The 23339-nt window shown below is 61.6% G+C and carries 20 protein-coding genes and 1 tRNA gene; 4 read left to right on the plus strand and 17 right to left on the minus strand.

Going from position 1 to position 23339, the window contains the following annotated elements; all coding sequences use genetic code 11:
* Positions 1 to 16: 16 nt before the first annotated feature.
* The 11 genes from BLS51_RS05255 to BLS51_RS05305 form a co-directional block, all read right to left on the minus strand.
* Positions 17 to 1270, minus strand: coding sequence for an NADH-quinone oxidoreductase subunit D (locus BLS51_RS05255; RefSeq protein ID WP_090177129.1), 1254 nt, complete (start codon positions 1268 to 1270; stop codon positions 17 to 19).
* Between the two features lie 4 nt (positions 1271 to 1274).
* Positions 1275 to 1865 carry an NADH-quinone oxidoreductase subunit C gene (locus tag BLS51_RS05260; protein WP_090177125.1) on the minus strand — a complete coding sequence of 197 codons (591 nt, stop codon included), beginning with the start codon at positions 1863 to 1865 and terminating at the stop codon, positions 1275 to 1277.
* 17 nt (positions 1866 to 1882) lie between these two features.
* The gene (locus tag BLS51_RS05265) at positions 1883 to 2359 is read right to left on the minus strand and encodes a NuoB/complex I 20 kDa subunit family protein (RefSeq protein WP_008450353.1); all 477 of its coding nucleotides are present in this window, start codon (positions 2357 to 2359) and stop codon (positions 1883 to 1885) included.
* A 3-nt stretch (positions 2360 to 2362) separates the two neighbouring features.
* Complete coding sequence (locus BLS51_RS05270; protein ID WP_090177122.1) at positions 2363 to 2722, minus strand: NADH-quinone oxidoreductase subunit A; 360 nt, start codon at positions 2720 to 2722, stop codon at positions 2363 to 2365.
* 161 nt (positions 2723 to 2883) lie between these two features.
* A tRNA-Leu gene (locus BLS51_RS05275) sits at positions 2884 to 2968 on the minus strand.
* A gap of 172 nt (positions 2969 to 3140) precedes the next feature.
* Positions 3141 to 3521, minus strand: coding sequence for a preprotein translocase subunit SecG (secG, locus tag BLS51_RS05280; RefSeq protein WP_090177118.1), 381 nt, complete (start codon positions 3519 to 3521; stop codon positions 3141 to 3143).
* Between the two features lie 73 nt (positions 3522 to 3594).
* Complete coding sequence (tpiA, locus tag BLS51_RS05285) at positions 3595 to 4341, minus strand: triose-phosphate isomerase (protein WP_090177113.1); 747 nt, start codon at positions 4339 to 4341, stop codon at positions 3595 to 3597.
* Positions 4342 to 4468: 127 nt separating this feature from the next.
* Positions 4469 to 5449, minus strand: a complete 981-nt coding sequence (locus BLS51_RS05290; RefSeq protein ID WP_090177109.1) for an NAD(P)H-quinone oxidoreductase — start codon at positions 5447 to 5449, stop codon at positions 4469 to 4471.
* Positions 5450 to 5494: 45 nt separating this feature from the next.
* Positions 5495 to 6103, minus strand: coding sequence for a tetratricopeptide repeat protein (locus BLS51_RS05295; RefSeq protein WP_090177106.1), 609 nt, complete (start codon positions 6101 to 6103; stop codon positions 5495 to 5497).
* Between the two features lie 25 nt (positions 6104 to 6128).
* Positions 6129 to 6896, minus strand: coding sequence for a GIN domain-containing protein (locus BLS51_RS05300; RefSeq protein ID WP_090177103.1), 768 nt, complete (start codon positions 6894 to 6896; stop codon positions 6129 to 6131).
* Between the two features lie 178 nt (positions 6897 to 7074).
* A complete protein-coding gene (locus BLS51_RS05305; RefSeq protein ID WP_090177102.1) occupies positions 7075 to 9549 on the minus strand; it encodes a family 20 glycosylhydrolase in 2475 nt (824 codons plus the stop codon).
* A gap of 154 nt (positions 9550 to 9703) precedes the next feature.
* Between BLS51_RS05305 and BLS51_RS05310 the strand changes: the two genes are divergently transcribed.
* Complete coding sequence (locus BLS51_RS05310) at positions 9704 to 12322, plus strand: TonB-dependent receptor (protein WP_090177099.1); 2619 nt, start codon at positions 9704 to 9706, stop codon at positions 12320 to 12322.
* Here the strand turns inward: BLS51_RS05310 and BLS51_RS05315 are convergent.
* Positions 12319 to 13209, minus strand: a complete 891-nt coding sequence (locus tag BLS51_RS05315; protein WP_090177095.1) for a LysR substrate-binding domain-containing protein — start codon at positions 13207 to 13209, stop codon at positions 12319 to 12321. The two genes, BLS51_RS05310 and BLS51_RS05315, sit on opposite strands and share 4 nt — an antisense overlap.
* 77 nt (positions 13210 to 13286) lie before the next feature.
* Between BLS51_RS05315 and BLS51_RS05320 the strand changes: the two genes are divergently transcribed.
* Entirely contained in the window at positions 13287 to 13685 is a 399-nt protein-coding gene (locus BLS51_RS05320; protein ID WP_090177092.1) for a CidA/LrgA family protein, read from the plus strand.
* On the plus strand, positions 13682 to 14365 hold the full coding sequence (locus tag BLS51_RS05325; protein WP_090177089.1) for an LrgB family protein: 684 nt from the start codon (positions 13682 to 13684) through the stop codon (positions 14363 to 14365). The genes BLS51_RS05320 and BLS51_RS05325 overlap by 4 nt, the downstream gene beginning before the upstream one ends.
* On the opposite strand, the gene axe2C is transcribed toward BLS51_RS05325, so the two are convergent.
* Genes axe2C through BLS51_RS05350 form a run of 5 tightly spaced genes read right to left on the minus strand, consistent with a single transcriptional unit; the run spans position 14352 to position 22082 of the window.
* Positions 14352 to 15416, minus strand: coding sequence for a bifunctional acetylxylan esterase/glucomannan deacetylase AxeC2 (gene axe2C, locus BLS51_RS05330; RefSeq protein WP_139168651.1), 1065 nt, complete (start codon positions 15414 to 15416; stop codon positions 14352 to 14354). The two genes, BLS51_RS05325 and axe2C, sit on opposite strands and share 14 nt — an antisense overlap.
* A 2-nt stretch (positions 15417 to 15418) precedes the next feature.
* Entirely contained in the window at positions 15419 to 17284 is a 1866-nt protein-coding gene (locus tag BLS51_RS05335; protein ID WP_090177081.1) for a GDSL-type esterase/lipase family protein, read from the minus strand.
* On the minus strand, positions 17281 to 18603 hold the full coding sequence (locus BLS51_RS05340; protein ID WP_229207377.1) for a glycoside hydrolase 5 family protein: 1323 nt from the start codon (positions 18601 to 18603) through the stop codon (positions 17281 to 17283). The genes BLS51_RS05335 and BLS51_RS05340 overlap by 4 nt, the downstream gene beginning before the upstream one ends.
* A gap of 15 nt (positions 18604 to 18618) precedes the next feature.
* Complete coding sequence (locus tag BLS51_RS05345; RefSeq protein ID WP_090177076.1) at positions 18619 to 20811, minus strand: beta-glucosidase; 2193 nt, start codon at positions 20809 to 20811, stop codon at positions 18619 to 18621.
* On the minus strand, positions 20808 to 22082 hold the full coding sequence (locus BLS51_RS05350) for a sugar MFS transporter (protein ID WP_090177071.1): 1275 nt from the start codon (positions 22080 to 22082) through the stop codon (positions 20808 to 20810). Before BLS51_RS05350 ends, BLS51_RS05345 begins: the two co-directional genes overlap by 4 nt.
* Positions 22083 to 22308: 226 nt before the next feature.
* Here BLS51_RS05350 and BLS51_RS05355 point away from each other — a divergent pair, with 226 nt between their 5' ends.
* Positions 22309 to 23337, plus strand: a complete 1029-nt coding sequence (locus tag BLS51_RS05355) for a LacI family DNA-binding transcriptional regulator (protein WP_090177068.1) — start codon at positions 22309 to 22311, stop codon at positions 23335 to 23337.
* Positions 23338 to 23339 lie beyond the last annotated feature (2 nt).

Consider the following 23339-nt stretch of genomic DNA (forward strand, 5'->3'; position numbering starts at 1 on the left):
TTTTTGCCTCTCGCACTTAGCGGTCAATACTGCCGAACACGATGTCCTGCGTACCAATAATGGTGACGGCGTCGGCAATCATGTGGCCACGCGCCATTTCATCCAGCGACTGCAAGTGTGCATAGTCTGGAGCGCGCAGTTTCACGCGGTATGGCTTGTTGGCGCCGTCCGACACAATGTAGACACCGAACTCGCCTTTCGGGTGTTCCACCGCGCTGTAGGCTTCGCCTGGCGGTACGTGGAAACCTTCGGTGAACAGCTTGAAGTGGTGGATCAGCGATTCCATATTGGTCTTCATGTCCACGCGGCCTGGTGGCGCAACTTTGCGGTTGCTGGTCATGACGGGACCTGGGTTGTTGCGCAGCCATTCAACGCACTGCTTGATGATCTTGTTCGACTGGCGCAGTTCTTCCACGCGCACCAGGTAGCGGTCGTAGCAGTCGCCGTTGGTGCCGATCGGGATGTCGAAGTCCATCAGGTCGTACACTTCGTATGGCTGGTGCTTGCGCAGATCCCATTGGATGCCCGAACCGCGCAGCATGGCGCCGGTGAAGCCCATGGCTTTCGCATCTTCCGGCGACACCACGCCGATGCCGACGGTACGCTGTTTCCAGATACGGTTATCGGTCAGCAGGGTTTCGTATTCGTCGACATAGGTCGGGAAGCGCGCGGTGAAGGCTTCGATGAAGTCCAGCATCGAGCCCTGACGGTCCTTGTTCAGGTTGTCGATGGCCTTGGCCGAACGGATGATCGATGGCTTGTGCTGCGGCATTGCATCCGGCAGGTCGCGGTAGACACCGCCCGGACGGTAGTAGGCTGCGTGCATGCGCGCGCCCGATACCGCTTCGTAGCAGTCGAACAGGTCTTCGCGGTCGCGGAAGCAATACAGGAACGGGCCCATGGCGCCGACGTCCAGCGCGTGCGCGCCCAGCCACATCAGGTGATTCAGGATGCGGGTGATTTCGTCGAACATCACGCGGATGTATTGCGCACGCAGCGGCACTTCCAGGCCCAGCATCTTTTCGATGGCCATGACGTAGGCGTGCTCGTTGCACATCATCGACACGTAGTCGAGGCGGTCCATATACGGCACCGACTGCAGATAGGTCTTCTGCTCAGCCAGCTTCTCGGTGCCGCGGTGCAGCAGGCCGATGTGCGGGTCAGCGCGCTGGATCACTTCGCCGTCCAGCTCCAGCACCAGGCGCAGCACGCCGTGCGCGGCCGGGTGTTGCGGACCGAAGTTCAGGGTGTAGTTCTTAATTTCTGCCATGTTCTTACTTCCCGTAGGTTTCTTCGCGGATCACGCGCGGCACGTTTTCACGCGGCTCGATGGTGACCGGCTGGTAGACCACGCGCTTCTGTGCGGCGTCATAGGTCATTTCCACGTAGCCCGAGACCGGGAAGTCCTTGCGGAACGGGTGGCCGATGAAGCCATAGTCGGTCAGGATGCGGCGCAGGTCGTTGTGGTTCTCGAACAGGATGCCGAACATGTCGAACGCTTCACGCTCGTACCAGTTCAGCGAACGCCACAGCGGCGTCAGCGACGGCAGCAGCGGCATCTCGTCGTCAGCGCAGAAAGCGCGTACACGGACGCGCCAGTTGTACTGGACCGACAGCAGGTGGGTGACAGCCGCGAAACGCAGGCCATCCCAGGCGCCATCGCCATAGTTCAGGTAATCGACGCCGCACAGGTCGATGGCGGTGTCGAAGCCCAGCGTGGCGTCGTCGCGCAGCGTCTGCATCACGGCGTAGTAATCAGCGGCCTTGACGGTCAGCGTGATCTCGCCCAGCGCAACGACCGTAGAAACGCGGTCGCCCAGGGCAGTGCCGAGGGCGGTTTGGAGTTTTTCCAGATGTGTAGTCATATTGTGTTGCGCCCCCGTTAGCGTGCGATCGTATTGGTGCGCTTGATCTTGTTCTGTAACTGCATGATGCCGTACAGCAGGGCCTCAGCAGTTGGTGGACAGCCTGGCACGTACACGTCAACCGGCACGATGCGATCGCAGCCGCGCACAACGGAGTAAGAGTAGTGATAGTAGCCGCCACCATTGGCGCAGGAACCCATCGAGATGACCCAGCGCGGCTCCGGCATCTGGTCGTAGACCTTGCGCAGTGCCGGCGCCATCTTGTTGCACAGCGTGCCGGCCACGATCATCACGTCGGACTGACGTGGCGATGGACGGAACACCACGCCGAAGCGGTCCATGTCGTAACGGGCAGCGCCCACGTGCATCATTTCGACTGCGCAGCAAGCCAGACCGAACGTCATCGGGAACATCGAACCCGTACGCGCCCAGTTGATCAGCTTGTCGGCCGAGGTGGTGATGAAACCTTCGTTTAATACGCCTTCAATAGCCATGGCTTATTCCCAATCAAGGGCACCTTTCTTCCAGATATACCAAAAACCGACCACGAATTCGGCGATGAACACCATCATCGTAACGAAGCCCTGCCAGCCCAGTTCGCGCATGGATACGCCCCACGGGAAGAAGAATGCCGTTTCCAGATCGAACAAAATAAAGAGAATCGCGACGAGGTAGTAACGCACGTCGAATTTCATGCGCGCGTCTTCGAACGCTTCGAAGCCGCATTCATACGGGGACAGCTTGGCTGCATCCGGCCTTTTTGGGCCGAGGATGTGACCGAGTACTTGGGGAGCAATGCCTACGCCGAGACCGACGAGGATAAACAACAGGACGGGGAGATAATTTTCGAGGTTCACGATTAGATGAGCTTATGTTGAACGATCAGTTTAAAGGACACATCGCGGTACGCTGCGGTGCGCTTAACGTTCGCCCCAATCGAAAAACTGCTCAGACCAGGATCGAACGACACATCCTCGTAAAAAAGCCAGCTTGGTACCACCCTTGCTGGCCTATATTCTGGTGCCGACGACGAGACTCGAACTCGTACAGCTTGCGCCACTACCCCCTCAAGATAGCGTGTCTACCAATTTCACCACGTCGGCATAAGGCCGTTATTTTACTTCGTTTTCACGCGGTTGTTAATCCCGTATTGCGTCAAAACAAGAAAAAATCGATAAATCTTTAACTATTTTTGTGCTCACAAAGATACTGCTAAAACTATGAGCAAACAACTTAAAAAAATATCAACAGCACTAAATAACTACAGAGATTATATTACTTTGGAATAGAGTTTGCAGGAGCCGGTGCAACTGGCGCCGAAGCGGCAGGTGCTGCTGGCGCGGTTGCCGGCGCTGCGGCAGGCGCTGCCGGCACGGTGGTTTGCGCGCGATCCATCACGCCGCCGCTGACGTTGTTGGCGCGGTGGGTCGTGATGTACGACAGGCTCAGCGTGGCGATGAAGAAGATCGCGGCAGCAACACCGGTCGACTTCGACATGAAGTTGGAGGAGCCGGTGGCGCCGAACAGGCTGCCGGAAGCGCCGGAGCCGAAGGCCGCGCCCATGTCGGCGCCCTTACCGTGTTGCAGCAGCACCAGGCCGATAATGGCGATGGCGGAAACCACCTGCACTACGATAACCAGATTGAAAAAGTTCATGTTATTCCGTTCCAAATTAAAAGTTTTGTATCGTTTTGTTTCTACTGCGCGTTTCTACTGCAATTTACTGCATTTATACGGCCTGAATAATCCCGAGGAAATCACTCGGCTTTAACGCGGCGCCGCCAATCAGGCCGCCGTCAATATCCGGCTGGGCCATCAATTCTTTTGCATTCTCCGGTTTCATACTGCCACCGTAGAGTATTTTCACTTCCGCCGCCGCAGCCGCGTGTTTTTCCGCCAGGCAGTCACGCAGGAAGCGGTGTGCATCCTGGGCGATTTGCGGCGTGGCGGTCTTGCCGGTGCCGATCGCCCATACCGGCTCGTAGGCCAGCACGATCTTTGCCACGTCGTCGGCCGCGATCGCATCCAGCACGGCTTGCAGCTGACCGCAGATCACCTCTTCGGTCTGCCCTGCTTCGCGCTCGGCCAGCGACTCGCCAACACACACCACCGGCGTCAACCCTGCTGCCAGCGCCACCACCGTCTTCCGCGCCACCAGCTCGCTGCTTTCGTGGTGATAGGAGCGGCGCTCGGAGTGACCGCACAACACGTAGGTGGCGCCGAAATCCTGCAACATCGCCGCCGATACTTCGCCAGTATACGCTCCGCTGGCGTGAATGGACACATCTTGTGCCCCCCACGCCACGGCCGAGCCAGCCAGTTCAGCCTGGCACTGGGCCAGATAGGGCGCCGGCACACACACCGCGCAGTCCGCGCCAAAGTCGTTCAAGCCGGCGACTATCCCCGACAACAGCGCCGTGTTGGCGGCGCGACTGCCATTCATTTTCCAGTTGCCGATAACGAGTTTGCGACGCATAAGCTTGCCCAAAGGTTTGATAACCCACTATTTTACCGCGCCCAAAAACGCATGGTCAAACAGGCAAAGCCTCTCCCCGGCTATCGAAAACCGTAAATTTACTACGCATTTTACAACGAAATCACCGTCAGATCACCTGCAACATGATTTTTCCGACGTGCGAACTGCTTTCCATCAGCGCATGCGCGGCGGCCGCCTGCTCCAGCGGGAAGACCGTATGAATGACCGGCTTGAGCTTGCGCTCGGCCATCATCGGCCAGACTTTTTCCTTCAGTTTTTTGGCGATCGCCCCCTTGAATTCGGCCGAGCGCGGGCGCAAGGTCGAGCCGGTGACGGTCAGGCGGCGGCGCAGCACCTGGCCCATATCCAGCGTCGATTTGCCGCCGCCCAGCGTGGCGATGATGGCGATGCGGCCATCGTCGGCCAGGCAGGAAACCTCGCGTGGCAGGTAGTCTCCGGCCACCATGTCCAGAATCACGTCGACGCCGCGGTCGTTGGTCAGCGACTTGACGACCGCCGCGAAATCCTCGGTTTTATAGTTGATGCCGCGTTCGGCGCCGAGCTGCACACAGGCCGCCACCTTGTCATCGGAGCCGGCGGTGGCGAACACGCGGTGGCCCATCGCCGAGGCCAGCTGGATGGCGGTAACGCCGATTCCGGAGCTGCCGCCCTGCACCAGCAAAGTCTCGCCGGCGCTCAGATTGGCGCGGTCAAAAACGTTGCTCCAGACTGTGAAGTAATTTTCCGGAATTGTCGCCGCTTCGAGCATCGACCAGCCTTTCGGGACTGGTAAAACCTGCTGTATCGGAGCAACAACATACTCGGCATAGCCGCCGCCCTGCACCAAAGCGCAGACATGGTCACCGATATCGAGGGTGGTGTAGTCGAGATCACCGTCGACGATTTCGCCGGCGACTTCCAGGCCGGGAATGTCGGAAGCGCCCGGCGGCGGCGCGTAATTGCCGGTGCGCTGGAACACGTCCGGGCGGTTGACGCCGGCGGCATGCACCTTGATCAGCACCTCGCCGGACTTCACCACCGGCATCGGGCGTTCACACAGTTTCAGGACATCGGCCGGGCCGGGTTGGGTGATTTCAATCGCGCGCATCGTTCGCCCTCTATGGATAAAGAGCGATTGTACGACTTCCGCACTTTACCCGCCGCCAGTGCGGGACTTCTGCGGTAAAGCCGTGTTGGGCCGCCAGGCCGCCGACAGCGCCTGCCCCTCCTCGATCTGCTCCTTGCTCATATGCTTGAGCACCTGCGCGCGCTGCTCGGCCGCATTGGCCGAACCATTGGCTGCCGCCAGATTCCATAACATATAAGCAATCACATTATCCTGCGGCATGCCGCCCATATGATAACGATACATCAGTCCCAGCACCTGCTGCGCGTCCGGGTGTCCCTGCTCGGCCGCCTTGCGGAACCACGACACCGCCTGCTTGTGATCCTGGATCACCGCGTTGCCGGTGTAATACATGGCGCCGACCACGTATTGCGCGTCGGCCTTGCCCTTTAGCGCCGCCTTGCGGTGCCACTCCAGCGCCGCCTTGTAATCCTGCGGCACGCCGCGACCCATGTAGTACATCAGCCCCAGCAGATGCTGCGCATCCACATTGCCGGCCTGCGCCAGCGGGCGTATCTCTTTCAATGCCACCGCATAGTTCTTGCTGTTGTACGCGGTCGCCCCTTCGGCGAATCCTGCCATCGCGGCTTGCTGCCAGCCGAGTGCGATGACGATCGCTAGTATGAATTTTTTCATATCGCGTTGTATAGTAGGTGTGTTGTTACTTCCAGCTGACCTTGCCCAGCCCGTCCACCGACACATTGCGGTTCAACGGCTTGCCATACACAATGACCGATCCCAGGCCACTGAGGTTCAGCGTCGCATTGGTTCTGGCGGTAACGGTGGCGTTGCCCAGGCCGCTCAGGTCGACATCGACAGAATCCGCCTGGAACTGCTGCGCATTCAGCCCGCCGACGCCGCCCAGGTTGGCCTTCAGCAGCTTGCTGCGCCCGCCCAGCGTGATATAGCCGGCGCCGCGCAGGTCCAGCTCGGCTTCTTCATTCTCGCTCAGCCACACGTTCATGCTGCCGACGCCGCCCAGGTTGGCCTTGACGATTTTGTAGTCGCAGACGATTTTCATGCTGCCGGCGCCATCCAGGGTCAGATCCAGCTTGTCGCCGCTGAAACCGTTGATTTCGGTCTGGCCGACGCCTTCCGACACCACTTCGCGCAATTTTGGAAGGATCAGCTCGGCACGGGCGGTGCCGCGCCCGATCTTGATGCCGCGCCCCTCGCTTTCCAGATGCAAGGTGTCGCCGGATTGGGACGCGGTCAGCTTGTCCAGGTAGCGCTTCTCGCCGATGATGCGCAGCGTCGGCGTGTCGCCCTGGCGCAGCTTGAGATCGACGACGCCATCGATCTTGACCCGCACCACGCGGGCATCGATGGGGATCATGCGTGTTTCGGTGACGTCGTCAGCGGCGCCGGCACGGCCAAACAGCGAGCAAAACGCGGCAAACAGCAAGCCGAACTGGAAAAGCTTCTTCATATCGCATCCTCTGGTGTTGATACAAGCATCATAGCCCGCGCGCACGAACCAGCGACCAGGGATTGCGACGAACTGCACAAAACGGCGACTGGACGGCAAAAACCTCCGCCCCGTCGTTCCGGCGTACGCCGCAACCCATGCTGGGGATACCCGCCTGCGCGAAAATGCGGCGGCGGGGCTAGCGGTTGACGATGCGCGCCACCAGGCCGGCGCGGCCGGTGCGGTCGAAAGCGGCGGCGGAAATCGTGCCCCTGGCGGCGATCGGCCCGGTCACCGGCTTGCTGCGCACCGTCGGTGCACTGCCATCGGTGGTGTAGCGCAAAGTCATGCCCGGCAGCAGATGGTTGATCAGCACCTTGCCGCCCTCCACCACCATTCCTGGCGGCGCGATCCGGTAAGCCACATCGCCGCGCTCCAGGTCCAGGCGCGGCAGCACCCGCTGTCCCAGCACATTGACGAAGCCCGACCAGGCTGCCCGATGCAAGCCGGCCGTCTGCGCCGCATCGCCAGCCAGCGCCCAGGCCGGGTCCGGTGCCCACGCCCGCTCGGCCACCGCCAGCAGTCGCGGCATCATCAGGTAGTCCAGCTGGCTGGCTTCACGGATCGTTTCCGAAAACAGCGTGGCTTCCAGTCCGCGTATGCGCTTGCGCCCAGGCTCGCTCAACTGCGCGCTGATCGGCTTGAAGTTGTACACCGTATCCAGCTCCACATACGCGCCCCAGTTGACTCCCGGCTCCTCCGGATTGGCATTGGCCGCCATATCCAGATACATATTGGTCACCGGCGCCAGCACAATGTCGTAGCCGGCGTTGGCAGCACGCCACGCAAATTCCTCATTGCCCGGCGTGTTATTCCATACATACAGGCTGAAACCCCGCTGCGTAAAGCGCGGATTCGGCAGCAGTTGCGCGCCTTCCTGCGCCGAACGACGCGCCCCCAGCTCCTCCCAGCCCGAGGCAGTCATGCCATGCTTGCGCAGGATGCCGTCGACACGGTTGTAAAAGTAATCCCACAGATCCGCCACGCTGGCCAGCTTCTCGCGCTGCATCAGCGCCAGGCTGACCGGCGATTTCTCCCATGCGCCATGCGGCAGCTCATCGCCGCCGACATGCATGGTCTTCAACGGCACGCCAGCGTCGCGGTGCAGCGCAGCGATCTGTTCGACCACATGATCGATGAATGCATAGCTGGACTCCAGGCCAGGATTGATCACATGATCGTTGTACTGCTGCGGCGAGTTATACACCGAGCGGTCGTCGAAATCGTTCAGCAGGTAGCGCGCCGCCCCCTGCTCGCCCGCCGCCGTCAGCCGGTGATAGCGCGCCTCCATCGCCTTGACGGCGGCGCGTGCATGGCCCGGCATCTCCACCTCCGGTATCACCTCGATGTGGCGTGCGGCCGCGTAGCGCAGGATCTCGATATAGTCGGCGCGGGTGTAGTAGCCGCTGCCATGCGGATCGTCGCTGCGCGGGCCCGAACCATACGCCGGCGGCAAACGCACGCCATCCTTCGCGCTGTAGCCACGCACCGCACCGATGCTGGTCAGTTCCGGCAGGCCGGCGATTTCCAGCCGCCAGCCTTCATCATCGGTGATGTGGAAATGCAGCTTGTTTAGCTTGTAGGTGGCCATCAGGTCCAGCGTCTTCAGCACCACTTCCTTCGGCTGGAAGTTGCGCGCGACATCCAGCTGGAAGCCGCGATAGGCGAAGCGCGGCGCATCCACCACCTCCAGCGCCGGCAACTCGATCTGCGCGGCGGCAGGCGACGGCAAAGGCAACAGATCGTGCAGCGATTGCAGGCCACGCGCGACACCAGCCGCCGTGTTGCCGGTGATGTTGATGCCATCGTCGGCGCTGATGCTCAGCTCATAGGCTTCCGGCGACTGCTGCCCGTCCACCACACCGATGCGCAGGCGCAGCGGCAGCGGTGTACGCGTGCTATCCCCCTGCGGCAGATAGCGCGCAAACAGCGCGCGGGCAAACGCCGTTTCGTACTTCAGACCAGGGCCGGAGATCACTTGCGGCGCGCGCAGCAACTGCACGCGACCGGCGCCTGCCTTCAATTCCAGCGGCGTCGGAAAGAGTGGCGGCAGCGCGCTGGCCGGCAGCAGGTCCGCCTGCGCATTGCGGCGGTAGGTATCCTGCGGCATCACCAGCACATGTGCGCCGGCCGGCCGCGTCAACTGTTCCGGGCGTGTCGGCAGCAGCACCTGATAGTCGCTGACGGCGTGCGCCACCTCCGGCGCGGCATCGTAGACCAGGTAAGGACCGGCGGGCGCGCGTTCCAGCTTGATCAGCACATCGGAAAAATAGTAATCCACATGCAGCGTGCGCCCCGCCTTCAGGCCCTTGAAGCCGGCCGCCGGCCGCACGCGGTACAAGCCGCCACTGACTTTTTCCATCACCAGGTGACCATCCAGCGGCCCATTGACGATGCCATACGCGGTGTTGAAATACAGCGACCAGCCCTGCGCCGGCAACGGCGCTCCCTTCAGCGCGGTGATGCTGAGGCGCGCCTTGGTTCGCCCCTGCGGCCCGGCCAGTTCGTTGCGCAACACCTCCCAGCGCATTTTCAACGGCTGCTGCGCCGCATGGAGGGGAGAAGTCAGCGCGCTCAAAACCAGCACGCAAGCTGCAAGGTGGTATCTCTTCATGTTTAGTAAACCTGAATAAACTGCGTCATCAAATGGTGTTCTGTTTGACCACCCCGAATCGGAGGTCAATACTGAATTGTCAGATTGCCACATCCTGAGCGCGGCCGCATCAAGATTTGGCGAATGACCACTCTAATAACACCAAGGAGACAAAATGCTGCACCCTACGAGTAAGACGCTGATGAGTCTTGCCGTGGCCAGCGCTTGCAGTTTCATGAGCGTGGCCGCTGCGCAGGACGAAATCCCGGAAGTTCAAGTCACCGCCACCCGCTATTCCACTTCGCTGCTCAAGACCCCGCTGGCGGTCACCGCCATCACCCAGGAACAGCTGGCGCGCAAGGGCGCCACCAGCCTGCGTGACCTGAGCGGCGAAATGCCCAACGTCGTCATCGAAAACACCGGCCTCGATTCGGCGGTGCAGATCACCATACGCGGCATCACCTCCACCAATTTTACCGAGACCGGCGACCCGGCGGTCGGCTTCCACGTCGACGGCATGTACTCGCCGCGCCCGCAAGGCGCGCAGGCGCTGATGTTCGATCTGGAGCAGGTGGAAGTGCTGCGCGGCCCGCAAGGGACGCTGTTCGGCCGTAACTCGACCGGCGGCAGCATCAACGTCATTCCCGCCAAGCCCGATTGGACCGGTAACTACGGCAATGCGCAGCTGGACCTGGGCAACTACAACAAGAAGCAGCTGAACCTGGTGCAAAACTGGGTGATCAACGACTCGCTCGCGCTGCGTGGCACCTTCATGAAAGTGAAACGCGACGGCTATGCCAACCAGAGCCGCGACGTCAGCGAAGCCAATGCGCCAGCGCTGGGCTGGATCCCGAATGGCAAGCCGGACGTCGACCAGCGCTTCAATACGCCGGTCGGTCCGAGCAAGTACTACACCAACCAGGACCAATGGGCGGGCCGCCTGACTGCGCTGCTGAAGGTCAATCGCGACCTCACCGCCAAGGCGGCCTACGAAGAATTCCAGGACTCCAGCGCCGGCGGCGCCAACTTCCGCGACTGCGAGGCCGGCGCCGGCACACGCTACGCTTGCACCGACCAGGGCAAGTGGGACATCAATGTCAACGTGCCGGGTCACATCGACATGAAGATCCGCACACTCCGCACCGGCGTCAACTGGAATATCAACGACCACACCAGCTTCGACTACACCTTCCAGGTGGCCGACCAGCGGCGCTCGGAGATCACCGACGACGACAAGGGCCTGCAGAACGCCGCACCATTCCAGATCAACGGCGCCTATCCGAATTCCGCCGACGGCAACTGGGGCACCTGGCCGCTGACCGACTCCTTCCACCGCACGCTATCCTCGCGCTACCTGTCGACCGTACACGAGGCCCAGCTCAAGCAGCAACTGGGCAGCGTCAAATACGTGGCGGGCCTGTTCTGGATGCACGAGCGGAACGCGATCGACTACGAGCAGACCAACACCATCCAGAAGCCTTACGGCGATGTCGGCAGCGTGCTGTATCACCAGCCTAACCGCCAGGTGGACGCCAAGGCAGCCTTCGCGCAAGCCGACTGGCAATTCATCCCGACATGGACCGCCACCGCCGGCGCGCGCTACAGCGTCGACAGCAAGGAGGACAAAGGCGGCAAGGTGTATGGCGCCAACTGGATCGGCAACGCCGCCTACTACAACGGCTGGTATTCGCAAGGCACGCCCGGCACGCCGGGCTTCCACGTTCACGACGGCACCGACCTCTCGCCGGGCATGGGCGGCAGCGTCGATGCTTATCGCCTGTATGGATCGCCAACCTCCAACGACCACAAACAGACATGGAACAAGGTCACCTGGCGCCTCGGCCTGCAGAAGCAGATCGACAACAACAAGATGGTCTACGGCTCCATCTCTACCGGCTACAAGGCGGGAGGCTTCGCCGACAAGGCGGACACCTGCAACTATCACCTGTGCGCCGACGGCAAGCCGGGACAAGTCACCTTCCTGCCCTACGATCCGGAAACCGTCACCAACTATGAGCTGGGCTTCAAGGGCAAGTTCCTGGAAAACAAACTGAGCCTGTCCGCCACTGCCTTCCTCATGAAGTACAAAGGCATGCAGCTGACCGGCACCTACTTCGTCAACCAGATCATTCCGGACAACGGCCTGCCCTGCCCGGCCGACCAGCCGAAATGCGATGTGTACGAAACCTGGCGTACCATCAACGTCGGCCGCGTCAACATCCCTGGCCTGGAACTGGAATGGGATTACCGGCCATGGCGCGGTGCGCGCTTCGGTGGCGGGTTCGCCTACATCAACACCAGCGTCCACGACTTCAATTCGTACAGCGACGACTATCTGTGCGACGTGCGCACCGAACTGGGACTGCAGGCCTGCCCGGCCGTCTACAACGGCACCGACAAGACGCTGCTGGGCCGCCGCCTTGCCGATATCGACGGCAACCACCTGCCGAATACGCCGAAGTATCAGCTCAACCTGAACTTCTCGCAGGAGTTCGGTCTGGCAAACGGCTACAAGGTGATCCCGTATGTGAAGGTGAACTGGCGCGACAAGGCCTACTTCGATCTGCTGAATTCCGAGTTCGCACACATCGGCCGTTACCAGAGCGCCTATGCGACGGGCGACGCGTCGGTGCGGCTTGAATCGCCGGAAGACACATGGCACGCCGAACTGTACGTCCGCAATTTCAGCGACAAGCATGCCAAGACCAGCACCGACTCGGCCTTCGGTGGCTTCATGAAGTCCAACTTCATCGAACCACGCATGTTCGGCTTCCGCATCGGCGCCAACTTCTAGGCGGATTTACTGCGCACCAGATCGAGCCAGGCGCGCGCGGCGAATGAAAGATGTCCGCCGCGCCGCCAGGCCAGCATCAGCTTCCAGTCCAGCGCCGGTTCCTGAAGCTTAACCACGGTGAACTGGCCCTTCTCCAGCGTATCGCAAAACACCTTGGGCAGCAGCGTGACGCCGACGCCCAGCCGCACCAGCGAGGCGACGAAATCCCATTGACCGCTACGACTGCTGATGCGTGGCTTGAAGCCGGCGCGCAGGCAGGCATCCGCAATCACTTCGTTCAGCGCGAAGCCTTCGCCGTAGAAGATGAAGGCGCAATCGGCCAATTCGCTGAGCGCCACGCCGCGACGTCCGCGCCATGGCGCATCCTTGGGCGCCAGCAGGCACATGGGCGATGTCAGCAACGGGAAGGAATCGAAGTCCTGCCATGCCGACGCATTGGAAGGATAGTCCAGCATCGTCCCCATTTCCAGCGCGCCGCTGCGCAAGTCCGCCTCGATGCCTTGCGAGCCGCCCTCAAACAGCTTGAGTTCTATCTGCGGATAGCGCTTGTGATAAGCCGCCAGCAGCGGCGCCAGTGGCGCGTGCGCCTGCTGGGTGACGCCGATGCGCAGATCGCCGCGCCGCATCTGCTGCAAGTCAGCCAGCTCAACGCCCATTTCTTCATGCATCGCCAGCAGCGCGCGGCCGCGTTGCAGCACCACGTTGCCGGCGTCGGTCAGCGTGAAGCGCTTGCCGACACGTTCCAGCAGCGTCAAGTCGAGCGACTGCTCCAGCTGCTGGATCATCTTGCTGACCGTCGGCTGGGTCACATGCAGCGCCTCGGCAGCGCGGCTGAAGCCCTGATGGTCGACCACAGCAACGAAATAGCGCAGTGCGCGGATGTCCATTATCTATTCCAATTCAGAATGATTTTAATAATTTTAATTCATTTTATCTTTTATCCGGCGACACCTAAAATGGCAGCATGAAACGTATTGTCTACACATTGGCGCAGGTGCTGGGGCTGATCGCGGCGTGGTATGCCGCCGACCGCTTCTCGGCCTGGGTCGGCTTGCCCTTCTCCGGCGGCGTGGTCGGCCTGATTATCATGGTCGCGCTGCTGCAATCCGGCGTGCTGCGGCCTTCCGCCATCGAACATGGCGCGGACTGGCTGCTGTCCAATATGCTGCTGTTCTTCATTCCGCTGGTGGTATCGGTGGTGCAATTCACCGGCTTGCTGAAAGAAGATGGCCTGCGGCTGTTCGCCGCCATCGGCATCGGCTTCGCCTGCGTGATGCTGGCGACCGCTTTCACCGTCGAATGGGTGTGCCGCTTTGAGCGCGGCCGCAAGCTGCGCCGGTTGCGCGCGGAGCGTGCCGCGTGAAGCCGCTGCTGTTCCTGCTGCTGACACTGGGCCTGTTCTATGCAAATCAGGCTTTGCACAAACGCTACCCGCGCCTGTGGCTGACGCCCGCCATCGCCACCTCGGCGGTGCTGATCGCGGTGGTGCAGCTGTCGTCGACACCGTTCCCGGTCTACTTTGGCGATACGCGCTGGCTGTCCTGGCTACTCGGCCCGGCAACGGTAGCGTTTGCGCTGCCGATCTATCAGTATCGCGATCTGGTGAAGGAGCACTGGCTGGCGCTGACGCTCGGCAGCGTGGCCGGTATCGCCGCTTCGCTGGGCAGCACACTGCTGCTGGACCGCTTGCTGGACCTGCACGGCAGCATGGCGCAAAGCCTGCTGGCACGCTCGGTGTCGACACCTTTTGCACTCGAAGCCACGCGCCACCTGGGCGGTTCGGCGCAGCTGACCGGCGTGTTTGTCATCATTACCGGCTTGTTCGGCATCCTGCTTGGCCAGGTGCTGCTGGCGAGGCTGCCGCTGCGCATGCGCATTGCGCGCGGCGCACCGTATGGCGCGGCGGCCCATGGCTTCGGCTTGAGCAAGGCGCGTTCGATTGGTCCGCAGGAAGGCGCGGTCGCCAGCCTGACCATGATCTTCAGCGGCGTGTTGATGGTGCTGCTGGCGCCCATGCTGGGCCAACTGATTACCAGCGCATAACCTTGCGCACCTGCGGCAGCAGGTCGTTGACGATGCTGATGTTTTGCGCGCCGGTCGGATGGCCGTTGGCGGCGTCGCCCGGATAACCTTTGGAGGCGATGGCGTGCACGCGTGAATCGCCCACGCGGCGTATCGTTTCGCTGATGTAGGCCGTGAGCACGGCCTGCTTTTCGCCGGTGAGAATGCCGCCTTCAGTCAGCATGATCTGCGCTTGCGGATGGTCTTGCAACAGCGTGTTCACCAGTGATACATACGCGGTCACATACTGCTCGCGCTCCGGTATGCCGGTGGTCATGTCGTTGGTGCCGATGGCGACCAGGATGGCGTCCGGCCGGTAGTCGCGCTGATCCCACGGCACGGCGACCGGCTGCGTCGGCAGCGCCATGCCGTAATAGTCGGCCAGATTCAGTTCCTTGGTTTTGCCTTCCCACGTGCGGACCAGGCCTCGTCCTCCGTAGCAGACCAGCTGTACCTGCGCTTTCAGCTGCTGCGCCATCAACATGCCATAAGATGCACGCGGATTGGCCGATGCCGCGCCGTTCTCCTCACCGGGCACACGGTCGATCGCCGCACCGCAGGTGACGGAGTCGCCCAGCAACAGCAGCTTGCGGTCCGGCAGAGTTGGCGCCGCGTGCCACGCGCCATCCGTGTCGAGGTCCAGCAAAGCCGCATTGCCCTGCCAGGTTTCCGAGCGGTTGACAATTTGCGCGGTATGCAGACCGCGCGCCAGCCCGGCCGCCAGCACCTGCGTCTGACGACCTTCATCCAGGCGCAGCTTGCGTGCCTCGCCGTCCACAATCACGTCCACATAGCTTTGCTTGCCGCTGGCCTGCATGGTGGCGATCAGCCGTGTGCCCTCAAAACTGACCTGAAAGCTCACGCCGGGATAGCTGAAGCGCACGCCGCCATCCGCTAGCGTTTGCGTGCGCCCCATGCGCGCAACGTGCGGATCGGCGGCCGGAATGGTCGCCGATCCGGCGAGACTGGCGGCAAGCCAGCCTGCCGCCGTCAATGCCGCCTTTATCCGGCGCTGTGGGCGAAATCGGCTCACACTCACTCCATCAGCTTGCGGATATCCGGCAGCATGGCGTCGGCCCACAGTTGATAGCCCCACGGTGTCGGATGCAGGAAGTCCGGCATTACATCCGCCGACATCACGCCATCCTTCTGCAGGAACGCCTGGCCATAATCATGGAAGAACACGTGCTTGCCATCGTTGAGGGTCGCAACCATGCGGTTCAACTCCACTACCCGCTTGCGCTCCACGCTTTGCGGCGACTCGCCGTGCGGCAGAATGGCGTTCAGCAGAATGCGCGCATCCGGATACAGCTTGCGCAACTGCGCCACCACCAGCTTGACGCCATCAAAGGCTTGCGCCGGCGTCGCGTTGCAGAAGCTGAAGTTGTTGACGCCGATGGTCAGCACCACAGTCTTGGGACGCAGCTTTTCAGCGTGCCCGTTCTGCAAGCGCCACAACACATTGCCGGTATGGTCGCCGCCGATGCCGAAATTGGCCGTGCGCCACTGACCGAAGGAGCGCTTCCAGACATCCGCGTTCCAGCCCTCGGTGATCGAGTCGCCAACAAACAGCAGGTCGACGCCGCCCTTGTCGGCGACTTCCACGTCTTCGTCGAACATCTGCTGCCAGCGGGTGCGCGACATCCAGTGGTAACTCAGCTTGCGCGGCGCCGGCGTGGTGCTGCACGCCGCGCCATCCAGCGGCTGCGGCTTGAGGCGCAACAGCAGCACGCTATGCGGCGCCACCTTCGCTTCCAGCTTCTTGCCGGTATCGCCCGACTTGCCGCCCCAGATGTCTTGCCAGTCATAGGTTGCCAGCTTGAAGTCGAGTTCACGCTTGCTCAGCTCATCGCTGACCAGGTGCGCTTTCCAGTCATAGTTGACGCCGGCCGCCTGCTCGCCGCGATTCAGCACCATCAGCGCCCATTCGTTGTTCGCCAGCGGCTTGGCCCAGTATTCCAGTTTGCCGTCGTCGAAGAACTTCCAAGCCTGGATGCCGGCCTTGTCCTGGTTGATCGCGATGACATCCTTGTTCTCCAGGATGCGCAGCGTGGATTGCGGAATTTTGCGCAGGTCGTTGCCGAGGATGAGCGGTGACGCCATCATCGCCCAGATCGAGAAGTGCGCGCGGTCCTCGTCTTCCGTCATGCCCATGCCGACTTCCAGCATGTCCATATCGTTCCAGTGGCCCGGGCCGGCGTACTTGCGCAAGCCGGCCTGGCGGTCGAAGATGCGCAACACACCAAGGCGCGAGTAAGCATCGTGATTCAGCTCGCAGTTCCAGCATGGATAAATGTCCGCGCTGGTGCGCCACGAATGGCCGATGTCCCTGGCCCACTCCCACGGCTTGTTGTCGCCCCATTCGCACATGCTGAAAAACATCGGCCGGCCAGCGGCACGGATGGCGTCGCGCATCGTGGTGTAGGCGCCCTGAGCGCTCAGGCCCTTGGTGTCGCACCAGTCATACTTGACGTAATCGATGCCCCAGCCGGCGTAGGTCTTGGCATCCTGATACTCGTGGCCACGGCTGCCCGGCTTGCCGCCGCAGGTGGTGGCGCCGGCGTCCGAATAAATGCCCAGCTTGAGGCCCTTGCTGTGCACATAATCTGCCAGCGCCTTCATCCCCGACGGGAAGCGTTCCGGGTCCGGATGGATGAAGCCATCCTTGTCACGCTTGCCGTGCCAGCAGTCGTCGATGTTGACATACTCGTAGCCGGCATCCTTGAGACCCAGCCTGACCATGGCGTCCGCTGTATCGCGGATCAGCTTTTCGTTGATGTCGCAACCGAACGAGTTCCAGCTGTTCCAGCCCATCTGCGGCGTGTCGGCCAGCCCGGCAAACTTCTGGGCGTGGGCGTTGACGCTGACGATCATCGCCAGCAATACCAGCAGGCGCTTCATCGCTTGATACCGTGCAGTTTGTCGGCGTACTCCTTAATCAGCAGCAGCGAGCTGACGTCAGAATCGAACACCGAGTACAGGCCCTGCTCTTCCTGCGGCGGATCGCCGACGAAGTCATTGCCTGGCTTCCACCAGTAATCCGCATTGGCCGCGCGTCCCATGCCGCCCCATGCCCAGAAATTGAAGCCGGCGATCGGATCGCCTTTCTGTGCGCGGGTGGCGACGATGTCGAATACCTCGCGGTAGAAGCGGTCGCGGATCTTGGTCGTCGCCTTGATGCTGAACGACGGGCCGTCGCGGTCCAGGCCAAACTCCTCCAGCACGATGGGCTTGCCCAGCTTCTTGGCCAACTCGATGTGCGAGTTCAGGTAGTCACGGCTTTTGCCGATGGCGTTGTCCCAGCTGCCGGTTGGGTTGTTGGAGTCGAACCAACCCCAGTTCTTCGGCCACAGGTGGTAGGTCAGGTAGTCGACATTTTTGGTGCGGTGAGCATCCAGGAACAATTGCGCATCCTGCGCGGAGCCAGCCAGGCCTTCGCTGCCCGTGCTGACCAGATGGTTCTTGTCGAGACTATGGATGTAGCCCGCCACATCGTCGATCCATTTGACGTAGACTGCTTTTTCTTCCGCCGTCGACTTGCCGTTGCCCGGACGCGGCTCATTCGCCAACTGCCAGGACAGGATGTGGGTGTCTTCGGTGTATGGCTTGCCGGTTATCGTGTTGACGCGCTTGACGATCTTGGCGATGACGTTGCGGTATTCGGTTTGCGCGGCGGCGTTGCGGTAGAAGCCGGCCGTCTTCTGCATATAGGTGTCGTAGTCCTTGGTCACGTTCGGGTCCAGCGCCGGCGTGCCTTCGAACCAGTTCAGGTACTGCGTCATGCCGCCAGACCACTGCCAGAAGTTATTCAGGTAGATCACCACGGTCATGTCACGCTTGGCCACTTCCGCCATCAGGAAGTCCAGGCCGGCCAACAGGTTCTCATCGTACTGGCCTGGGGCGCTGGTGGTGGCCGGGCTGACGGCGCTCTTCATCTCGGTCTTTTCCGAGACGGCCAGCACGCGCAGGTTGTTGATGCCGATGGCCTTCATGTTATCCAGCTCTTTCACCAGGCGTGCACGGTCGCCAACGCCGGTGGCGGCGCCGAGGTAGCCGCCGTACCAGAAGTTGGCGCCGGCGATGTAGTAAGCCTGGCCCTTGCGCGCAAAGTGCGTGTTCTTGACGGTGACGAAATCGCCCTTCGCGGCAGGCGCTGCCTCAACGATGCCACAGGCACCGATCATCATCGCCATCGCGCAGAATTTGTATAGTTGTTTCAAGTCTCGCTCCTCTGTTTATTTTCCGTTGACGTTCAGCGTGCGCTGCGGCAGCTGGACAGTGATGCTTGTCGCTTTGGCGTCTGCCGCGTCATGCGCCAGCAGCACCTTGTAACCACCTTTTGCGATGCGCCAGGTCTTGCTCTTGCTGTCGAAAACGCCCAGCAGGCGCGGGTCGACCGTGACGCTGACTTCCTTGCTTTCGCCCGGCGCCAGCTCCACCTTGTCCCAGCCGGCCAGACGTTTCGGCGCTTCCCATTTGGCGTTCAGCGGCGCCACATACAGCTGCGGCACATCTTTGCCTTTGACAGCGCCGGTATTCGTTACCTTGAAACTGAGCGACAGCTTGCCGTCCTTCTGGCTGGACTTCAGGCCCGAGTAGGCAAACTGCGTGTACGACAGGCCGTGACCAAACGGGAACAGCGGCTTCAGCCCCTTGAGGTCAAACCACTTGTAGCCAACCGCCGCGCCTTCATGATAGTTGACCGTGAAACGCACGGTTTCGTTTTTCGGATCGCCATCCAGCTTGGGACGCGGCAGCTGGCTCTCCGAGGCTGGGAAGGTCGCCGGCAAGTGGCCGGACGGATTAACTTCGCCAAACAGCACGCGCGCAATGGCCTCGCCACCGGCACTGCCCGGATACCACGCCTGGAGGATGCCGGCAGCCTGCTCCACCCACGGCATCAGCACCGGGCCGGAAGTTTCCAGCACCACCACGGTCTTTGGATTGGCCTTGGCGACAGCGGAAATCACCGCGTCCTGATTATCCGGCAGCGACAGCGACACCGCGTCCAGCGCCTCACCCACCCACTGCTGCGCGAACACCAGCACGACATCCGCATCGGCGGCCGCCTTGGCTGCGGCGACAGGGTCCTTGCCGTCATTAAAACTGACCGAAGCGCCAGGTGCGCGCGCCTGAATCGCTTTCAATGGCGACGAAGGGTGATACACCACTGGTCCAGGCCACGAAGTCGGCGCAATGCCCGGCACCGCGTTGCCACCTATCGGATATACCAGCGATGAACCGCCACCGGCCAGCACGCCGACATCCGCATGCGCACCAATGATGACGATCTTCTTCGCGCCAGCCTTCAGCGGCAGCACGCTGTTGGCATTCTTCAGCAGCACCATGCCCTCTTCCGCATCGATGCGGCTGACCACACTGTTGGCGGCATAGTCGATCTTGCCGCCTTCGGCGACCGGATGGTCCACCACGCCGTTGGCAAACATGGCGCGCAGCACGCGGAACACCATGTTGTCGAAGCGCGCCTGTGACACATGGCCATTGGTGACAGCTTCCTCCAGCGCACCGCCGAAGTATGCCGACTTGTCGAACTCCCAGGCGGACTGCTGATCGAGGCCAGCGTTCGCGGCTTCCACCGTGCTGTGCGCAGCGCCCCAGTCGGTCATGACATAGCCCTTGTAGCCCCAGTCCTTCTTCAACACCTGGTTCAACAGGTAATCGTTCTCGCAAGCGTAGACGCCATTCAGACGGTTGTATGAGCACATGACCGAGCCGGGATCGGCCTGCTCCATCAGGAACTGGAACGCCAGCAGATCGGACATGCGATTGCTGGCGTCGTCCAGCCGGACATCCACCACGAAGCGCCCAGTCTCCTGGTCATTGACGGCGTAGTGCTTCATGGTGGCGATGACGTTGTTGGACTGGATGCCCTTGACCTGCTCCGCCACCATGCTGCCGGCCAGCAGAGGATCTTCACCGGCGTATTCGAAATTGCGGCCGTTGCGCGGCTCGCGCAGCAGATTGACGCCACCGGCCAGCATGACATTAAAGCCGGAAGCGCGCGCTTCGGACCCGATCATCGCGCCGCCCTTGTAGGCCAGCGCGCGGTCCCAGGTGGCGGTGGTAGCCAGGCCGGAAGGCAGCGAGGTACGTTCGCGCGGCGTCTTGCTCGCCTGCGTGGCGACGCCCAGGCCGGCATCCGTCTCGAACAGCGCCGGCAGGCCAAGGCGCGGCACGCCCTCGATGTAGCCGGCCGAGAAAGGCAGCGCTGCCGGATGCTTCTTGTGCTGGTCGCGGTCGGAACCGAAGTGGCCCATCACCCAGCGCAGTTTTTCCTGCTGCGTCATCGCCTTCAGCGCAAGTTCGGCGCGCTGGTCGGCGCTCAGCGACTTGTCCATCCATGGTTGCTCGGCCGCCTGCGCCGACATCGCGGCCAGGGCGAATGCGATCGCCAGTTTCAACTTCATACAGTCTCCTTGTTGTGGTACATGCCGGCGTATTTCAAGCCGAAATAGAGGATGAACACATAGCAGGCGGCGGGCACGAAGAACGACTGTTGCAGGCCGATGGTATCCGCCAGCAGGCCTTGCGCGAAAGGCACCAGTGCGCCGCCGACGATCGCCATGCACAGAATGCCCGAGCCCTGGCCGGTCTGCTTGCCCAGCTTGTGCAGTGCCATGCTGAAGATGGTCGGGAACATGATGGAGTTGAACAGGCCGACCGCAATGATCGACCACATGGCCAACTGGCCATGGCCAAAGATCGCCAGCAGGATCAGAATGATGGAAGCAGTCGCGTTAAACGCCAGCGCCTTGCCTGGACTGATGTAGCGCATGACGGCAAAGCCGATGAAGCGGCCGATCATGGCGCCGCCCCAGTAATAGCTGACGTAGTGCGCCGCATCGCCATGCGACAGGCCGGCGATATTCGCCTCGCCGAGGAAATTAATCAGGAAGCTGCCGATGCTGACCTCTCCACCGACGTACAGGAAGATGCCAATGGCGCCCAGCAGCAGGTGGCGGTGCGCCAGCACGCCAGTGCTGACGGACGACATCGCGCCGCCCTCTTCATCTGCGTGCATGATCTTCGGCAGGCGCACCAGCGCAAACAGCATCGCCAGCGCCAGCAGCGCCGCCGCCAGCGCGAGATACGGCCCCTGCACCGCCGCTGCTTCCTCCGCCTTGCTGCGGACGATGCCAGCAACGGCAGGCGCGCCTTCGGCCAGGATCAGCACACCGCCCAGCGCCGGCGCAATGGTCGTACCCAGCGAATTGAAGGCTTGCGTCAGCGTCAGCCGACTGGAGGCGGTGGCGGGCGCGCCCAGCACCGTGACAAACGGATTGGCCGCCACTTGCAGGATGGTGATGCCGCTGGCCAGCACGAAGAACGCCAGCAGGAACAAGGCATAGCCACTGGTCGACGCCGGGAAGAACAATGCGCAGCCGGCGGCCGCCAGCACCAGTCCACTGACCGCGCCGCGCTGGTAGCCGATTTTCTTGATCAGCATCCCGGCCGGCAGCGAAACGATGAAGTAGGCGCCAAAGAAGCAGAACTGCACCAGCATGGCCTGTACATAGTTCAGCGTGTAGATCGATTTCAGGTGCGGAATCAGCACGTCATTCAGTGAGGTCAGTAGCCCCCACATGAAAAACAATAGCGTGATGATAATCAGCGGGACGGTGTTGCCACCTTCCGCATGGGCGTGCGGGTGCACTGTTGCGGGTGCAACGTGTTCCATGAGCGTCTCCTCGTATGGATGGTTTTTATATTATTGATAAAAATATTCTGCATAGTTGCCGCCGGCCGGTCAAACACCAAGCGAATTTCGGCCTCAGTTTAGCCATATTCACTAAATTGAGCGTGTTTAGTAAATTACGCTAAACTCAAAGGCCAACTCGCTATCGCGGTTGACCGTCAATAACGCTAATGCAAGACTTCCATCACACCGAGGAGACACAAAAATAATGGGGACGAATATCACGATCAGGGACATCGCCCGTGTCGCGGGCGTATCAGCGGGGACGATTTCACGCGCGTTGAAAAATGAACCCGGCCTGACCGAAGCCACCCGCCAGATGGTGCTGGAAACGGCGCGCGGTCTGGGCTACGATTTTTGCAAGCTGCGGCCGAAACGCCTGCGCCGCCTGACCTTCCTGCTGCACCGCCAGCACAACACGGCGGCCAGCAGTCCGTTTTATTCGCCGGTGCTGCACGGTGCGGAGGAAGCCTGCCGCAAGCAAGGCATCGTGCTGTCGTTCATGGCGGTGGGCCCGGCCGATGGCCTGATCGACCAGATCCGCATGCACGCGCCGGACGGCATTGTGTGCGCCGGCTTCTTCGAACCGGAGACGCTGAGCGCCCTGCGCTCGACCGGCAAGCAACTGGTGCTGATCGATATGAAGCTGCGCGGTTACAGCTCGGTCAACCCGGACAATATGATGGGGGGCTACCTGGCGACCAAGCACCTGATCGATACCGGCCGCACGCGCATCGGCTTCATTTCCGGCCCGTTATCGCATTACTCGATCCGCGAACGCGCGCGCGGCTACCGGCAAGCGCTGTTCGAGGAAGGCATCCTTGGCGATCCGCGCATGGAGGCCTACCTGCCGGACGGCGTCGACCTGGAAATCGGCGCCTGGGAAGCGACCGAGCAGCTGCTGTCGCTGCCGCATCCGCCGGATGCGCTGTTCTGCTACAACGACAGCGCCGCGCTGGTGGCGATGCGCTGCTGCCTGGCCAAGGGATTGAAAGTCCCGCACGACATCGCCATCGTCGGCTTCGACGATATCTCGACCGCCGTGCTGGGACACCGTCCGCTGACCACGCTGCGCATCGACAAAAAAGAACTGGGTGCGTTGGGCGTGGACATGCTGCTCAACGGCCAGCAAGAAGAGCCGGTGGAGAAGATCGCGCCGGTGGAATTAATCGTACGCGCCAGTACCGTCATGGACGGCTGGCGACCCAAGAACCTCGTCAACTTCAAACGGACCTGATA

This window comes from Duganella sp. OV510, assembly GCF_900100205.1.
In the GTDB taxonomy this organism is placed as follows: domain Bacteria; phylum Pseudomonadota; class Gammaproteobacteria; order Burkholderiales; family Burkholderiaceae_D; genus Rugamonas.

Excerpts from the sequence above, each read along its gene's own strand:
- BLS51_RS05255 (WP_090177129.1), bottom strand. The coding sequence starts at position 1,270 with ATGGCAGAAATTAAGAACTACACCCTGAACTTCGGTCCGCAACACCCG.
- BLS51_RS05260 (WP_090177125.1), bottom strand. The coding sequence starts at position 1,865 with ATGACTACACATCTGGAAAAACTCCAAACCGCCCTCGGCACTGCCCTG.
- BLS51_RS05265 (WP_008450353.1), bottom strand. The coding sequence starts at position 2,359 with ATGGCTATTGAAGGCGTATTAAACGAAGGTTTCATCACCACCTCGGCC.
- secG (WP_090177118.1), bottom strand. The coding sequence starts at position 3,521 with ATGAACTTTTTCAATCTGGTTATCGTAGTGCAGGTGGTTTCCGCCATC.
- tpiA (WP_090177113.1), bottom strand. The coding sequence starts at position 4,341 with ATGCGTCGCAAACTCGTTATCGGCAACTGGAAAATGAATGGCAGTCGC.
- BLS51_RS05290 (WP_090177109.1), bottom strand. The coding sequence starts at position 5,449 with ATGCGCGCGATTGAAATCACCCAACCCGGCCCGGCCGATGTCCTGAAA.
- BLS51_RS05295 (WP_090177106.1), bottom strand. The coding sequence starts at position 6,103 with ATGAAAAAATTCATACTAGCGATCGTCATCGCACTCGGCTGGCAGCAA.
- BLS51_RS05300 (WP_090177103.1), bottom strand. The coding sequence starts at position 6,896 with ATGAAGAAGCTTTTCCAGTTCGGCTTGCTGTTTGCCGCGTTTTGCTCG.
- BLS51_RS05305 (WP_090177102.1), bottom strand. The coding sequence starts at position 9,549 with ATGAAGAGATACCACCTTGCAGCTTGCGTGCTGGTTTTGAGCGCGCTG.
- BLS51_RS05310 (WP_090177099.1), top strand. The coding sequence starts at position 9,704 with ATGCTGCACCCTACGAGTAAGACGCTGATGAGTCTTGCCGTGGCCAGC.
- BLS51_RS05315 (WP_090177095.1), bottom strand. The coding sequence starts at position 13,209 with ATGGACATCCGCGCACTGCGCTATTTCGTTGCTGTGGTCGACCATCAG.
- BLS51_RS05320 (WP_090177092.1), top strand. The coding sequence starts at position 13,287 with ATGAAACGTATTGTCTACACATTGGCGCAGGTGCTGGGGCTGATCGCG.
- BLS51_RS05335 (WP_090177081.1), bottom strand. The coding sequence starts at position 17,284 with ATGAAGCGCCTGCTGGTATTGCTGGCGATGATCGTCAGCGTCAACGCC.
- BLS51_RS05345 (WP_090177076.1), bottom strand. The coding sequence starts at position 20,811 with ATGAAGTTGAAACTGGCGATCGCATTCGCCCTGGCCGCGATGTCGGCG.
- BLS51_RS05350 (WP_090177071.1), bottom strand. The coding sequence starts at position 22,082 with ATGGAACACGTTGCACCCGCAACAGTGCACCCGCACGCCCATGCGGAA.
- BLS51_RS05355 (WP_090177068.1), top strand. The coding sequence starts at position 22,309 with ATGGGGACGAATATCACGATCAGGGACATCGCCCGTGTCGCGGGCGTA.